At 41.3% G+C, this 14,387-nt stretch carries 17 protein-coding genes; 1 reads left to right on the forward strand and 16 read right to left on the reverse strand.

Annotation, left to right across the window (positions count from 1 at the left end; all coding sequences use genetic code 11):
* Positions 1-92: 92 nt before the first annotated feature.
* The 7 genes from ID12_RS14830 to ID12_RS14860 are packed head-to-tail and all read right to left on the reverse strand — an operon-like array spanning position 93 to position 5,664.
* Positions 93-1,076, reverse strand: a complete 984-nt coding sequence (locus ID12_RS14830; RefSeq protein ID WP_050827330.1) for a biotin--[acetyl-CoA-carboxylase] ligase — start codon at positions 1,074-1,076, stop codon at positions 93-95.
* Positions 1,049-2,251 carry a CCA tRNA nucleotidyltransferase gene (locus ID12_RS14835; protein ID WP_035391671.1) on the reverse strand — a complete coding sequence of 401 codons (1,203 nt, stop codon included), beginning with the start codon at positions 2,249-2,251 and terminating at the stop codon, positions 1,049-1,051. Before ID12_RS14835 ends, ID12_RS14830 begins: the two co-directional genes overlap by 28 nt.
* Positions 2,244-3,389, reverse strand: a complete 1,146-nt coding sequence (gene bshA, locus ID12_RS14840) for an N-acetyl-alpha-D-glucosaminyl L-malate synthase BshA (protein WP_008344584.1) — start codon at positions 3,387-3,389, stop codon at positions 2,244-2,246. Before bshA ends, ID12_RS14835 begins: the two co-directional genes overlap by 8 nt.
* Positions 3,390-3,391: 2 nt before the next feature.
* Entirely contained in the window at positions 3,392-4,096 is a 705-nt protein-coding gene (gene bshB1 / locus ID12_RS14845; protein ID WP_025207539.1) for a bacillithiol biosynthesis deacetylase BshB1, read from the reverse strand.
* Entirely contained in the window at positions 4,083-4,502 is a 420-nt protein-coding gene (gene mgsA, locus ID12_RS14850) for a methylglyoxal synthase (protein WP_017359744.1), read from the reverse strand. The genes bshB1 and mgsA overlap by 14 nt, the downstream gene beginning before the upstream one ends.
* A 17-nt stretch (positions 4,503-4,519) precedes the next feature.
* Complete coding sequence (dapB, locus tag ID12_RS14855; protein WP_050827332.1) at positions 4,520-5,323, reverse strand: 4-hydroxy-tetrahydrodipicolinate reductase; 804 nt, start codon at positions 5,321-5,323, stop codon at positions 4,520-4,522.
* 5 nt (positions 5,324-5,328) lie between these two features.
* A complete protein-coding gene (locus tag ID12_RS14860; RefSeq protein ID WP_050827334.1) occupies positions 5,329-5,664 on the reverse strand; it encodes a nucleotide pyrophosphohydrolase in 336 nt (111 codons plus the stop codon).
* A gap of 137 nt (positions 5,665-5,801) precedes the next feature.
* Between ID12_RS14860 and ID12_RS14865 the strand changes: the two genes are divergently transcribed.
* Positions 5,802-6,674, forward strand: coding sequence for a YitT family protein (locus tag ID12_RS14865; protein ID WP_050827335.1), 873 nt, complete (start codon positions 5,802-5,804; stop codon positions 6,672-6,674).
* Between the two features lie 32 nt (positions 6,675-6,706).
* Here the strand turns inward: ID12_RS14865 and ypjB are convergent, their stop codons facing one another.
* From ypjB to aroA, 9 genes are all read right to left on the reverse strand, one after another.
* Complete coding sequence (ypjB, locus tag ID12_RS14870) at positions 6,707-7,513, reverse strand: sporulation protein YpjB (RefSeq protein ID WP_008344572.1); 807 nt, start codon at positions 7,511-7,513, stop codon at positions 6,707-6,709.
* A gap of 65 nt (positions 7,514-7,578) precedes the next feature.
* Positions 7,579-8,172, reverse strand: a complete 594-nt coding sequence (lhaT, locus tag ID12_RS14875) for a lipoprotein heptaprenylglyceryl N-acetyltransferase LhaT (RefSeq protein WP_050827337.1) — start codon at positions 8,170-8,172, stop codon at positions 7,579-7,581.
* A 102-nt stretch (positions 8,173-8,274) separates the two neighbouring features.
* Positions 8,275-9,042: a menaquinol-cytochrome c reductase cytochrome b/c subunit gene (locus ID12_RS14880; RefSeq protein WP_008344567.1), complete on the reverse strand. Its 768-nt coding sequence runs from the start codon at positions 9,040-9,042 to the stop codon at positions 8,275-8,277.
* Positions 9,043-9,083: 41 nt separating this feature from the next.
* Positions 9,084-9,758 carry a menaquinol-cytochrome c reductase cytochrome b subunit gene (gene qcrB / locus ID12_RS14885; protein ID WP_003215804.1) on the reverse strand — a complete coding sequence of 225 codons (675 nt, stop codon included), beginning with the start codon at positions 9,756-9,758 and terminating at the stop codon, positions 9,084-9,086.
* 2 nt (positions 9,759-9,760) lie between these two features.
* A complete protein-coding gene (locus tag ID12_RS14890; RefSeq protein ID WP_007500911.1) occupies positions 9,761-10,267 on the reverse strand; it encodes a ubiquinol-cytochrome c reductase iron-sulfur subunit in 507 nt (168 codons plus the stop codon).
* Between the two features lie 144 nt (positions 10,268-10,411).
* Positions 10,412-10,858: a YpiF family protein gene (locus ID12_RS14895; protein ID WP_007500913.1), complete on the reverse strand. Its 447-nt coding sequence runs from the start codon at positions 10,856-10,858 to the stop codon at positions 10,412-10,414.
* Positions 10,859-10,919: 61 nt separating this feature from the next.
* Positions 10,920-11,459: a ReoY family proteolytic degradation factor gene (locus ID12_RS14900; RefSeq protein ID WP_008344562.1), complete on the reverse strand. Its 540-nt coding sequence runs from the start codon at positions 11,457-11,459 to the stop codon at positions 10,920-10,922.
* A 75-nt stretch (positions 11,460-11,534) separates the two neighbouring features.
* Complete coding sequence (locus ID12_RS14905) at positions 11,535-12,806, reverse strand: tetratricopeptide repeat protein (protein ID WP_035702924.1); 1,272 nt, start codon at positions 12,804-12,806, stop codon at positions 11,535-11,537.
* 289 nt (positions 12,807-13,095) lie between these two features.
* Positions 13,096-14,382 (reverse strand): 3-phosphoshikimate 1-carboxyvinyltransferase, encoded by a 1,287-nt coding sequence (aroA, locus tag ID12_RS14910; protein WP_050827338.1) that lies wholly within the window; start codon positions 14,380-14,382, stop codon positions 13,096-13,098.
* Positions 14,383-14,387 lie beyond the last annotated feature (5 nt).

The following is a 14,387-nucleotide window of genomic DNA, read 5'->3' on the forward strand; positions in this document are numbered from 1 at the left end:
AGAAATTTATCGAATTTTTCTTCCTAACAGGTACAGTTCTTTTTCAGATACTGCCCACACGAAGTATATCAAAAATGTGCCGGGTGTTCCACTTAAGTTGACTTGATCTCAATGTCAGCGGAGTAGATGTTTTGGATTCCGCCCTCCGTTTCGAGTAAGAGAACGCCTTCATCGTTAATCCCAAGCGCCGTTCCAGCATATTGTCCATTGACGGTGCGTGCGATGATACGTTTTCCAATGGTCATCGCATACGATTCCCATAATTGTTTGATCGGAGCAAAACCATATGTCATATATTCATCATACCTTTTTTCAAAGGTGGACATGATGGTTTGAATCAGTGCCGCTCTGTCTACCTTTTGACCAAGCTCCATTCGCAAACTCGTCGCAACATCCTTTAATTCTTCAGGAAAATCATTTGCCGTCTGATTCACGTTAATGCCTGGGCCAATAATGACTGCGTGAACTTGGTCAGCTTCTGCTTTTAATTCAGTCAAAATACCAACGACCTTTTTTCCGTTTAGCAAAATATCGTTTGGCCATTTGATCGATGGACTGAGACCCGTTTGCTGCGCTATGGCTTCAGCGATCGCGACAGATGCTAAAAGCGTCATTTGCGGCGCTTTGTGCAACGGTATTTCTGGCCGGAGAATCAAACTCATCCATATGCCTGTCCCATTTGGTGAGTGCCACGTTCTTTGAAGGCGTCCTTTTCCGTTTGTCTGATGATCACTGACAACAAGCGAGCCGTGCGAGGCTCCTTTATTGACGAGGTCATGGGCAATGAGCTGAGTTGAGGCGACTTCTTCTTGAAAATAAATATGCCTGCCAAACAGCTCTGTTTCCAAACCAAACAGAATTTCGTCTTCACTAATTTTGTCCGGTTTACGAAGCAGCCGGTATCCTTTTCTTCTGACCGCTTCGACCTCATATCCCTCTTTTCGCAAATCCTCTATATGCTTCCATACTGCCGTTCGGGAGCAGCCAAGCTCATCACATATTTGCTGGCTTGAGACAAAATCTTGCTCAGATGCTGTAAATAGTTCAATTAATCGTTTTCTAATCGCTGATCGCACGCTATGAGCCACTCCTCTATGGCTTCTTTTCGGTTTTCAAGCTGGTTTTGCAAAACGGCTTTTTTCACAAAAGCAAGCTCTTCTGCAATCCATTTACCAGCTGGCTTTTGCCGAAAGGCCATCAAATCTTTTCCTGACACTGCAAGGTCTTGAAGCTGTTTAATCGGCAGCGCATCATATGAACGTTTCGCCGCCTCCAGCTCATCAAAGAAAATGCGACGCTCATGTTTGAGCTGCGTGATTTTCATACTAGAAAGCAGGACATGTTCACCAGCTTCAAACATTTTTTCCGCATCCCAGTCACAATCAACATATTTGCTAATAGCAACGGCTTCTTTTAAAAGTTTCGTTGATAACTTCCATTCTTTTAAAAAGGACACCGCCTCCGCCTCATCTAGACCAAGTAAATGGATAAAGGCTCCCCACACCTCATCTAACCCATCCAATAAATAATACGGGAAAGCTTGGAACGTTTCATTCAGCTGATCCTTTTTGAGGCCGGGCAATTCTTCATACAATTTGGTGGAGATGAGCACCTTGATGGCTTGCTCACAGTAGCGGCCTTTTAAAAGTTTTTCCATTTCGATTTTTTTGCGTTCAACAGAGATGTTGGCAAGCAGATGTTTATCTTTTTTCATTGCTTCTTCCGTCTCTTTAGAAAGCTCAAACCCGAGCTGGCTTAAAAACCGCACCGCTCTCATCATCCGAAGCGCGTCTTCTTGAAAGCGGCACGCAGGATCTCCAACCGTTTGAATTCGTCTCCGCTTAATATCCCGCTTGCCGCCTACATGGTCAATGATGTCACCATGAATATCCATGGCTACTGCATTGATCGTTAAATCTCTTCTTAAAAGATCTTCTTTTAGTGATGAAATAAACGCCACTTCTTTAGGCCGGCGAAAGTCTTCATATTCTGATTCAGTCCGAAACGTAGTGACCTCATAGCTGACCCCGTCAAGTAAAACAATAACAGTGCCATGCTCTTTGCCGACATCTACTGTTTTATCAAATAAAGACTCCACCACATCAGGTGTGGCATCTGTCGCAATATCGATATCCCCAACTTCCCTGCCTAAAAGGACATCTCTCACCGCACCGCCGACAAAATAAGCTTGATACCCATGTTCGTGCAGTGTATGTAAAATAGGGATCGCATGTGTGAATGGTTCATTCATCTTCAACATCACCTTCGATCAATTCTAAGTAAAGCTCTTCATACTCTCTCACAATTTTGTCAGAAGAGAAATTGGCTTCCACACTAGACTTGGCTGCCATCGATATTTGCTGATGGAGCGCATTGTCTTTCAGAATAGTGATGGCATGTTTTGCTGCTCCATCTACATCACCAAGCGGAACAAGGAATCCTGTCTCTCCATGTGCAATCACCTCTGGAATTCCTCCAACGTCTGTTCCTATACAAGGTACTCCGCATGCCATTGCTTCAAGTAGTACAAGACCAAAACTCTCTTTCTCAGAAAGCAGCAGCTTCAAATCACTAATCGAATAGAGCTCCTCCACTTTCTCTTGCTTTCCTAAAAATAACACGCGGTCCGTTAATCCAAGCTTTTTCACAAGCTCGCAAACAACCGATTTTTCAGGTCCGTCCCCAATCAGTAGCAGTTTTGCATTCACCTGTTCAGAAATCTGTTTAAACACATGGATCACGTCATGCACCCGCTTCACTTTACGGAAATTTGATACATGGATGACGACCTTCTCATCCTGCAGAAGACCATAATGCGTCTTCAGCACTTCGTGATCTTCACGCAAATATACACGCTCATCGACGAAATTATGGATCGTATCAATTTTTTTATTCGGTTTAATCAGATCGTATGTCTGCGCAGCTAATGAATGTGATACAGCCGTTACGCGGTCAGATGATTCGATCGCAAACCGGATGACTTCCTTTAAAGATGGGTCATAGCCTAAAACCGTAATATCCGTCCCGTGAAGCGTGGTGACGACTTTGACAGACTGTCCAGTCATTTGTTTAGCTAAGAACGCACAGACGGCGTGAGGGACCGCATAATGCGCATGAATAATATCAAGCTTCTCTCGTTTTGCCACTTCTGCGAGTTTACTTGCCAGTGCAAGGTCATAAGGCGGATATTGAAACACAGCATATTGATTGACATCCACCTCATGAAAATAAATATTCGGATACACTTTATTGAGTCTAAACGGAATACTCGAGGTAATGAAATGAACATCGTGCCCTTTTTCAGCTAAACGTTTTCCAAGCTCTGTGGCAATAATGCCCGATCCGCCAACACTTGGATAACAAGTGATTCCGATCTTCAATTTTTTCATAATTACCCCCCAAGTAAGTCATCGTCCATCAAAAGTGGCTTCTTTGTCAAAAACCCTTCTGCAAAAGGTTTATTGACTTCCCTTCCATACATCGACTCTCTCATTTTGACAAAATCGATATAACCATTTACAAGCGGTGTCTCCACTGAACTCTCTGTTTTGACAAATTGGCTTTTATACGCATGTAAGCTATCAATTTTTTGGTTCATCTCGTCTGAGATATCGATCACAAAATCTGGACGATGGTGGCCATTAATCATGTAATAATACATCTGGCTTATTTTATGCGCTGGCTGCTTGTATGAATCTTCAAATTTATGTATACCTGCAGAAAAAGCGGCCTCTTCTACAAGTGAACCCGCATGACCATGATCAGGATGTCGATCTTGGTGGTGCGGGGCAAAAATAAGTCTTGGTTTGTATGTTCGGATGACACCTGCAATTTCTTTCATCGCTTCGTCATTCAGATAAAGTCCTCTATCTGGCAGCGTGAGCTGGATTCGAGTCGTGACGCCTAAAATGGCAGCGGCTGCTCTGGCTTCTTCTTTTCGGCTTTCAACCGTTCCATTTGAAGATAATTCAGCCTGAGTCAAGTCACAAATCCCAACACGTGCCCCTTTTTTTACGTATTTTGCAATCGTTCCACCCATACCGATCTCTACATCATCGCTATGGGCACCGAATGCAAGGATATCAAGTGGTTTCATTTGTTCCTCCGTTTTTTGCTACATCTCGAAAATCAAACGTACCTTTATTTAAATTCCTGACTAAAATTTCGGCAGTCCCCATATTGGTCGCTAATGGAATGGCATACACATCGCAAAGCCGGATGAGTGCAGATACATCCGGTTCATGCGGTTGTGCAGTGAGAGGGTCTCTAAAAAAGAGCACAAGATCCATTGCATTATCAGCAATCATGGCACCAATCTGCTGATCCCCTCCAAGTGGTCCTGATTGGAAACGATGAACGGGAAGCCCAGTCGCTTCTTTCACTCTTAAACCTGTGGTTCCTGTTGCATAAAGTGTATGATCGGCCAAAAGATCTCGATACGCAATGGCGAATTGAATCATGTCACTTTTTTTCTTATCGTGAGCGATTAAAGCAATGTTCATCAGGGATCCACTCCTTATTAGTCGATAATATTTTCTAAGCCATAGACGAGTTGATCAATATGCATCACCTGTTCAACAGAAAGCTTCACACCTGACATAAATGATGCACGGTTATAAGAATCATGACGGATCGTGAGCGTCTGTCCGTCCATTCCAAACAGCACTTCTTGATGTGCAATCATGCCTGGAAGCCTTACGCTGTGAAGGCGGATGCCATCATAATCTGCTCCTCGTGCACCTTCGATTAGTTCTTTTTCTTCAGGGTGCCCCTGCTTTTTGCTTTCTCTTACTTCAGCAATCATTTCAGCCGTTTTTAATCCTGTACCGCTCGGAGCATCCAATTTTTTATCATGATGAAGCTCAATGATTTCAACATCAGGAAAATAATTCGCTGCCATTTTGGCAAACTTCATCATTAAAACAGCACCAACAGCAAAGTTAGGCGCAATAATACAGCCTATCCCTTTTTCTTCTGTTAATTGCTGAAGTTCTTTTAGGTCGTCTTCTGAAAAACCTGTTGTGCCTACGACTGGACGTACGCCATGTTCAAGGGCTTTTTTTGTATGTACTTTCCCGATTTCTGGGGTCGTCAAATCAATTAATACATCCGGTGCTGTTTCTGAAAGACACACGTCAATATCCGTATAAATGGGCGAATCAGATGTTGTATGAAGCACATCTGATAGCTTTTTCCCCTCATGTGTGTGATCAAGTGCTGCTACTAGTTCAAAATGGCTTGTTTCTTCTGCCAGCTTGACAGCCTCTATCCCCATTCTTCCTCTTGCTCCAGCGATTACAACTTTGATGGTTTGATTCGTCATCTTCTCTACTTCCCTTCTTTTTTCGTCCAGCGGTCTTTGTCTCTTGTATTGAATTTATGCATCACACGATCATGGGCTTCTTCAAGTGATATATTGAGTGAATTGGCAAGGCATGTTAACACAAACAGCACATCGCCAATTTCTTCTTTCATGCTTTTTTCTGTTTCTGTTGTTTTTTTCGGCTTTTCTCCATAGTAATGGTTGACCTCTCTTGCCAGCTCACCTAATTCTTCTGTCAGACGGGCCATCATGGCAAGCGGGCTGAAATAGCCTTCTTTAAATTGTCCTATGTAATCATCGACTTCTTGCTGCACGTGACGCAGCGTTTTTTCATTCGTCATGAAGCTCATCCTCCTATCCATCTCTTACATGTTAGCGAAATCATAAATATTTGACAAATGTTTAAAACTCAGTTTGCTTGTTTCTCTTCCATACCATATAATATTATCGCTGTCTAAGCAAAAAAAGGAGTGATCTTTTGCTAAAAGAAATTCGTCTTAAAAATATCGTATTTATTTTAATAGGATCTGCGATTTTTTCTTTCGGCCTTGTTCATTTTAATATGCAGAACAACTTGGCGGAAGGCGGATTTACAGGTATCACACTGCTTTTATATTTTCTATTTCACATTGACCCATCTATTTCAAACCTTGTGTTAAACATTCCGATCTTTTTTATCGGCTGGAAAATGCTTGGCAGAACCATGTTTACATATACAATTGTCGGAACCGTCAGTCTTTCTGTCTTTCTAGCCATCTTCCAGCGCTTTCAAATACATATGCCTCTTCAGCACGATTTAGCCTTAGCCGCACTCTTTGCAGGTGTATTTATCGGAACAGGCCTCGGAATCATCTTTAAATTCGGCGGGACAACAGGCGGCGTGGACATTATTGCAAGACTGATCAACAAACATTATCAAGTCGCAATTGGAAGAACGATGTTTATCTTCGACGCATGCGTCATTACCATCTCTCTCACCTATTTAAATTACAAAGAAGCCATGTATACACTTGTTGCCGTATTTGTTGCTGCAAAAGTCATCGACTTCATGCAAGAAGGCGCTTACGCTGCCAAAGGAGCGATGATTATTTCTGAAAAGGATGACATCATTCAAAAGAAAATCACAGAGGAAATGGAGCGCGGAGTGACCATTTTAAAGGGTGTCGGCTCCTATACGAAACAGGAACGCAACGTCCTTTACTGCGTCGTTCCAAAAAATGAGCTTGTCCACCTCAAGAGCGTCGTAACTTCCGTCGATCCTCATGCCTTTGTATCAGTGAGTGACGTGCATGACGTACTTGGTGAAGGCTTCACATTAGATGAACATAAAAAGCCGCTCAATCCCCACTAAAAAAAAGAAGCCCGATAACGGTGCTTCTTTTTTTATGATTTTGGATAATCGGCTTGTCGCTTTTGCTTTTTTTCTTTTTCAGCACGGTATTTCCTAAACCCAACATACGTTAAAGTGAGTAAAATCATACTTCCTGTTGTTAAGATGACCCATAAAAGCGATGGATCCGCTTCATCTTGATCAACGTTCGCAAACACACTTGATAAATCTTCTTCAAGTTTCGTGAGACGCTCAAGCTTTGTCCCACTCGATGCTTTTAAAAATTCACCTTGTTCAATTACTTCCATGTGCTGCTTAATCGTCTGCAGCTTTTCAGGCGAGATATCAATGGTTAAACTCGGATAAATCATATCATACAATGAAACCAGCTCATTCCAAGTTTCATAGAACGTCGTCGATTCTGGATCTTTTACTTCTTTCTTTAATGTCGGAAAAGACCCCATAATCGGCTTCTCGAGCGAACCCCAAAGAGGTTCTGAATTTGATTGTATCGCATCGAGAAGCATTCTAAACTGAGAGGCATACCGAAGTTTTTCGCGCTCATTTAAGTCTTCCTGCGGGAGTCCTTTAATGATATCTTGATAGCCAAGTGTAATTTGCCGAACCTGCGTATTCGTCAGAGTTCCACGCCAATTCTCAGCTTTAAATGTCTTTTCAGCATACAATGCAACTTGTAATGCCTCATCATATTTAGCTTGTCTCGTTAATTGAAAGATTGAATCTGATAGTTCCGTTAATTCTTGCAGCGCTTTAGCAGCTGTTGTTTCCTCACCTTTTGCAGCAGCTGGATGCAAGACGAGAAATAATAATAGAATCATCGCGATTGACTTTCGTTTCATGCAAGTCCCTCCTAGCCTTTCTCCATACAGCGTATGAAGAAAAGGACAAGGTTAGACCAACATTGTTAAGGGAGTTCAAGCTTGACCGATTTTTTCGAGATGACAAGATAATACGAAATAAGAAGAACGGCAATACTTAACCAAAACGTCACGTAGCCGATCTCATTTGAATAGGCAGAAAGCATAGAATAACGCGGCATCATTCCAAATACATAATCAATCACATCATTATGTAAAATCCATATCCCTGCTACAACCAAATGACGCATGTGAAAACGATAATACGGCGCAAATAACACAGCCTGTACCGCCATCGCAAAGTGCGAACCAATTAGCATATATCCTTCCCACGGAAAATCATCAACAGAAACGAGCACGAAAAGATTCATCCCTACAGCCCATAATCCATATTTGATCAAGGTGACAAGGGCCAGTGCTTCAAAATAAGGAGCATGGCGTTTCATTAGAAAGGCTAGTAATACAAATAAAAAGAAAAAGCTTGCCGTCGGACTGTCCGGTACAAAAGGTAAAAAGATAGCCGGCGTCTCTACGAGCTGCGGAATATACCAGTAGTAGCCGTACACAGTGCCCAGAAAGTTGACAATGAGCACGAGCACAAGCATGTAGCGTGTGGCTAGCAGATATTGAAACCATCTCATATTTCTCTTCACTCACGATCTGTTAAAATCAGAAAAAAGCTGACAGCGCCAGCTTTTTTCTCCTTTTGAGTATATCCTTGTACTTACATTTAAACAACTGAATTATTTAGATTTGACCTCAGATAAATATTTCGAGAGCTTTTCAAGTTCTTCATCGCTGCCTTTAAAAATGCCCTTAGGCATGTTGCCTTTTCCTTCTACAGCGATTTTCGCAATTTCCTCTGGTGCTAAACCATTGTCAACAAGTGACGGTCCAGCTGCCCCGCCTTGCATATTATCTCCGTGACAGGAGATACATGTCTGCTCTTGATAGATTTTATACTCTTCAGCTGAGGTATCAATCTCTGCTTCTTTCTTGATTTCACCTTGCTTCGCAGCTGCTTCCCAGTCATGAGTAGCAACAGACTCCCATGTTAAATAGGTTGCTGCACCAACTGCAAGAATCATCATCCCAACTGCAATTGGTCTTCGATATGGCCTGCGTTCAGGACCAGAATCAAGAAATGGTGCGAGTAAAAGAGCACCAAACGCAATTCCAGGCATAATCATTGCGCCAACTACCGTATAGCTCCCTGCAGCAAACTCATATTTTAACAACTGGTACAAAAATAGGAAATACCAGTCTGGCAGCGGAATATAGCCCGTATCTGTCGGATCAGCCATCCGCTCAAGCGGAGGTGCATGAACAACAGTTAGGACAAGAAATCCAATTAAAAAAACAGCACCTACAAGCCATTCCTTTAAAAGAAAGTTCGGCCAAAAGGCTTCGGTTTTTCCCGGATATTCGGAATAGTCTTTAGGTATGTTAGGTTTTCTTTCTGCCGGTATTCTGGAATCTCCGACAAACTTCATCCCTTTTCCCCTATGCAAAGTCATCCCCTCCTCATTGAACATTCATCAAACGCAAAATTTTACAGCGGTCCAGAAATTCCTTGCTTACGAATCATAATAAAGTGGGCAGCCATCAGCCCAAATAATGCCGCTGGCAAGAAAAAGACATGGATAGCGAAAAATCTCGTCAGCGTTTGTGCACCTACAATGTCAGGATGACCTGCAAGCAGCGTTTTAATCTCTTTCCCAATGAAAGGTGTCGCCTCTGCAATTTGAAGACCAACCTTCGTCGCAAATAGCGCCTTCATATCCCACGGTAAAAGATATCCTGTAAAACCAAGTCCAAGCATCACAAAGAAAATGAGCACACCGACAATCCAGTTTAGCTCTCTAGGCTTTTTATACGCCCCTTGGAAAAAGACCCTCAGCGTATGTAAAAACATCATAACAATGACTAGACTCGCACCCCAGTGGTGCATCCCTCTTACAATCTGTCCGAATGCCACTTCATTTTGCAAATAATAGACAGATTCCCATGCGTTTTTAATATCCGGTACATAATACATCGTTAAAAACATGCCCGAAAGGACTTGAATGACCGTCACAAAAAACGTTAAACCGCCAAAACAATACACAAAAGCAGAGAAATGATGTGCTGGATTGACGTGCTCAGGCACTTCATGATCCGCAATGTCTCTCCATATCGGTGTAATGTCCAGCCGCTCATCTACCCAATCGTAAATCTTGTTAAGCATCGTTACCCTTCCCCTTTCGGCACAGCTTTTCCAAGATAGAGGTATCCGTCCTTCACTTGCTGCTTATAATGATCAAGCGGTGCAAGCGGTGGAGTTCCGGGTACGTTTGTACCATCCTTGTCGTACAGCCCATAATGGCATGGGCAGAAAAATTTGTTTGGATTTTTCGGATCACTGTTCCAGTTCACTGTACATCCCAAATGTTTACAGATTGGCGATAAAGCGACAATTTCATCCCCTTCTTTGTACACCCATGCAGACCTAGATTCCTTTGACTCATACCATGCATCTACTTGATCAATTTTAAAGTCAAAGCGCTTCGGTTCTTTTGTCAGTTCATCTACACTGACAACTTGAACCATATCCTGATCCTCTGTTCCTTTTAGCACAGGGTCAAGCGCAAAGCGAACCATAGGCATGAGCATTCCAGCGGCCATAAATCCCCCCACGCCGGTCAACGTGTAATTCAAAAATTGACGCCTGGACACTCCATGTCTCTTCTCGCTCATTTTTTTCTCCCCCCCTCAGGTCGTCAGCTACTTTATAACTGAATTAGAAAAAATTTCATAAAACTAGGACACCCTCATAATATATCAATCTATTCACAAGGTCAACAGCCTAAAAAGCTATGTACAATGCAAATGTAAGGGTTTTTATGAAGGGTTCCATTTTTGTAACAAAAAGTTCAAAATTTGTTCTACACTGTCTTGAATGACTTTTTGCTTTAAATTGACCTTTAAATGCTCAAGCGGAACAGACTGCAATATAAATGCCGATTCGCTCACTTCTAGCTGTTCTTTCCATTTGTTATCAGATGTGATAAACACAACATGCTGAAAATGTTCTTGCAATGATTGTTTTACTGCAAGTATGTCTTCTTGCTTACGATGATTTACTTCTAAATATGTATGTGGAGGAAAAAGAAACACTCTGCCTTTCAGTTGCCTTTCAAGATCCTCTGCCACAAGCATTGTAAACTCACCTAAAGACACGGTTTGTTTGATATGGCTTGCATCTATCCCAACTAATGGAATGATAGCGGTATCAATGTAATCTTTAGATTGTAAAAAGAGATCCGCGTCCTCCGCCTGAAACTTCATCTAGTTCCCCTCTTTCATCACATAAGCCCTGCCTGTATAGGGCAAGGCTTATTGGCTTGGTTTATGATAATAGGCTTAATTCTTTTGCTAACTTATTAAATGTTTCTTGATCATGACGGTCAAGCGCTTCATCGATTTCTTTCATCAGCCGTTCTTTTTGGAAAGTAGCAATAGAATGCTCTAGCACTTTCTCAGCAAGATCTTTATCTTTTTCATTTTCATAAAGATCTTTAGGAATATGAGGATTTGTTTCAAGTACAGCGGCATATTCCGGCGAACGATATGCAGATCGGAAATTCAATTGAATAAACAAATCTTGCTGTTTATTCAAACGAATATCATGAAATGATTTTTCTGCATCTGTCGTCATGATATTTTCTTTATAAAATCTAAAGGGAACTTCATCCACACAGTGTGTTGACATAATAATTCCCCTTGGGCAAAATTCTGCTTGCTCTACAAAATGAACCTTTTCCATCAAAGAGTCGTGACTCATTAAATAATTTAATATCCAAACACACTCTCTTCGCTTTAACTGATAATGGTTTAAGAACCACCGGATAAATTCCTTCTTTTCATTGACAGAAACAGGGGTCTGCATGTTATTCCCTCCTCTATCGTAAATTAAATTGCTATACATGAATTATTCAACAAACCAGTTCTTCATTCCTGCAAACTATAAGGAAATTTCGTCTTCAATTCTTAAAATCGTTTCTTCAATTTCTTCATTCGTGCCATCTTTCTGAAGAACTTTTCGTAATAACGGCAAGGCTTCTTTTTGTCTGCCTTCTTCTAAAAGGAACGAAGCATATTCATATAAAAAGTCACGTTCCTCATCAAAATCAGGCAGAGCAAGTTTGAAATACTCAGCGGCTTCATCATATTCTTCTCGTCCGACAGAAGCAGAAGCAGCATACCAATTCCATTTTGGATCTTCTTCCCCAAAACTTTTAACCTCTTTAATCACATCCAGAATTTCATCAAACAGCTCTTCATTTAAATAGATCGCAAGCAGCGTTTGAACTGCTTCAATATATCCTGGATCAAGAGCAAGTGCTTCTTGAAGCAATTTTTTCGCATCTTCCGAATGGCCATTTTTCAAATCAATCTTTGCCCCATATAAATATAACTCTTTGTTATACTCATCCACTTTAATTCCTTCTTTTACTATCTCTAAAGCTTCATGATATAGTCCTTCTTCCTCATAGCTTTTGGCTAAAGGCATATAAAGTGACGAATACGAAGGATCAATATCTTTTAGTTCAGAAAGCTGCTGAATAGCCGTTTTCGTTCTGCCAGCCCTCATCGCTGTAAATCCATAGCCAAAAAGTGTATTTGGATCCACTTGATCCTTTACAGCCTTTTCATACCATTCAAGGGCATCTTCAAATTCTCCAGCTGTGCTTAATGATTCAGCGAGCCGCTGATATACATTGACACCGCCAATTTCATTTTGTTGATCGGCCACTTTGTAGAAATAGTCGGCTGCTTTCTTTGAAAGACCTTGAGAAAAATACAATTCCCCTAAAGCAAAATCAATGACGGCTTCATGAGGTAGTAACTCTTTCGCTTTTAAAAGCTTTTGTTCACTGACTTCAAATAGTCCTTGCATTTGATACAAATCTGCCATTAACAATAAACTCTCTGGATACGCATCGTCATCTTCAGGAATCGTTTCAAGAACTGCTATTGCCTTCTCTTCTTCATCAGAGTCTATTAACAACTCTGCATAAAAACAAGTTAATCCTGTTTCTTCTGGATATAAATCATGTAAATCACTAATGAGATTCCGCGCTTTATCAATATCTCCCCAGTCATAATATAACTGAGCTGCCTGCGCTTTTTCTTCATCATGAAGATGCTTCTCTGCTTGAGCAAGTGTTTGGAGTCCCTTTTCAGTCTCACCCGCCTCAACTAATTTTATGGCTTCTTGTAATGAACTATTCAAATCAAACCGTTCCTTTCTGTTTCCAAAAACCTAAACTGTTGTTACTTCATATCATAATCGACAGCTGCATATCCAGCAAATATGTTGCTCTTTTAACATGAAGCCATTTTTGTGTTTTGAAGACTCTTTTTCAATCAATACTTTACTAAACTGACGATTTGTAAACCGAATACACTAAAAAATTGTTTTTGAATCAGCAAAATGCTCTTTTTCAAGGTTTCACCTTGAGACAAGCTATGCTATAGTTCTTTCAAATATGCAAAAGGAAAGAAAAAGCCTGAGGAAATCCTCAGACTGTTTGCGTTAAGTATTCAATGTGTTCAAAGAAATTTGGGTAAGATACACGTACTGCATCTGTATCTTCAATCTCGATTGCTTGCTCTGTTATACATGCCGCAATTCCTAACATCATACCAATTCGATGATCTCCGTAGCTTGAGACGACTGCGCCGCCTTTAAGGCTCGTTTTACCATGAATCTTCATTCCATCATCTGTTGCTTCAATATGAGCACCTAGTTTTTTAAGTTCTGAAACGACTGTATCAATCCGATTGGTTTCTTTCACTTTTAATTCAGCAGCATCTTTAATGGTCGTTGTTCCTTCTGCTTGAGTAGCTAGGAGCGCAATAATAGGAATTTCGTCGATGAGTCTAGAGATCATATCACCTGAAATGTCGATCCCTTTTAATGAAGAGCTAGAGATCGTTAAATCACCGTACGGTTCTCCGCCTTTAGCATCCACTTCTTGAATGTCGAGGTCTGCACCCATTTGTTTTAGCACATCTATTATACCAGTTCTCGTTTTGTTCAAACCGACATTTCTCAATACAATACGGCTGTTTGGAACGATAGATCCAGCCACTAAGAAAAATGCAGCTGAAGAAATATCTCCAGGGACAAATACATCTGTTGCTTTTAACGTTTGTCCACCTTCAATTGAAACATTTTGTGCATCTTCATGTAGCGAGACACCAAACATTGATAACATTCTTTCGGTATGGTCTCTTGATTTATGCGGTTCAGTTAACGTCGTTGTTCCTTCTGCCTGCAGTCCAGCTAAAAGGACAGCCGATTTAATTTGCGCACTTGCAACCGGAGACTCATAAGAGATAGCTTTTAAATTACCCCCACGTATAGAAAGCGGTGTATACTCGCCATTTGCTCTGCCATCTATCTTGGCTCCTAATTGTCTTAGCGGACCTGTTACCCGTTTCATCGGTCTTTTGGCAATACTTTCGTCACCGATCAGCGTACTGTGGAACTCACAGCCAGCCAAGATTCCCATCATTAAACGAATAGTCGTGCCAGAGTTACCAACATCGAGAATATCGCTCGGCTCTTTAAGTCCTTTTAGTCCCTTACCATGAATGACAACATCTGTACCTTTTTGTTCGATGTCGACACCCATCTTTCTAAAACAATCAATCGTGCTTAAACAATCAGCGCCAGGTAGAAAGTTTTTTACTACTGTAGTCCCGTCAGCAATAGCGCCAAACATCACAGATCTATGAGAAATGGATTTATCTCCTGGAATATGAATTTCTCCATTCATAGGAGCACTTTTATGAATTTTCATGTTCC

It is taken from the genome of Bacillus altitudinis, from assembly GCF_001191605.1.
GTDB lineage: Bacteria > Bacillota > Bacilli > Bacillales > Bacillaceae > Bacillus > Bacillus altitudinis.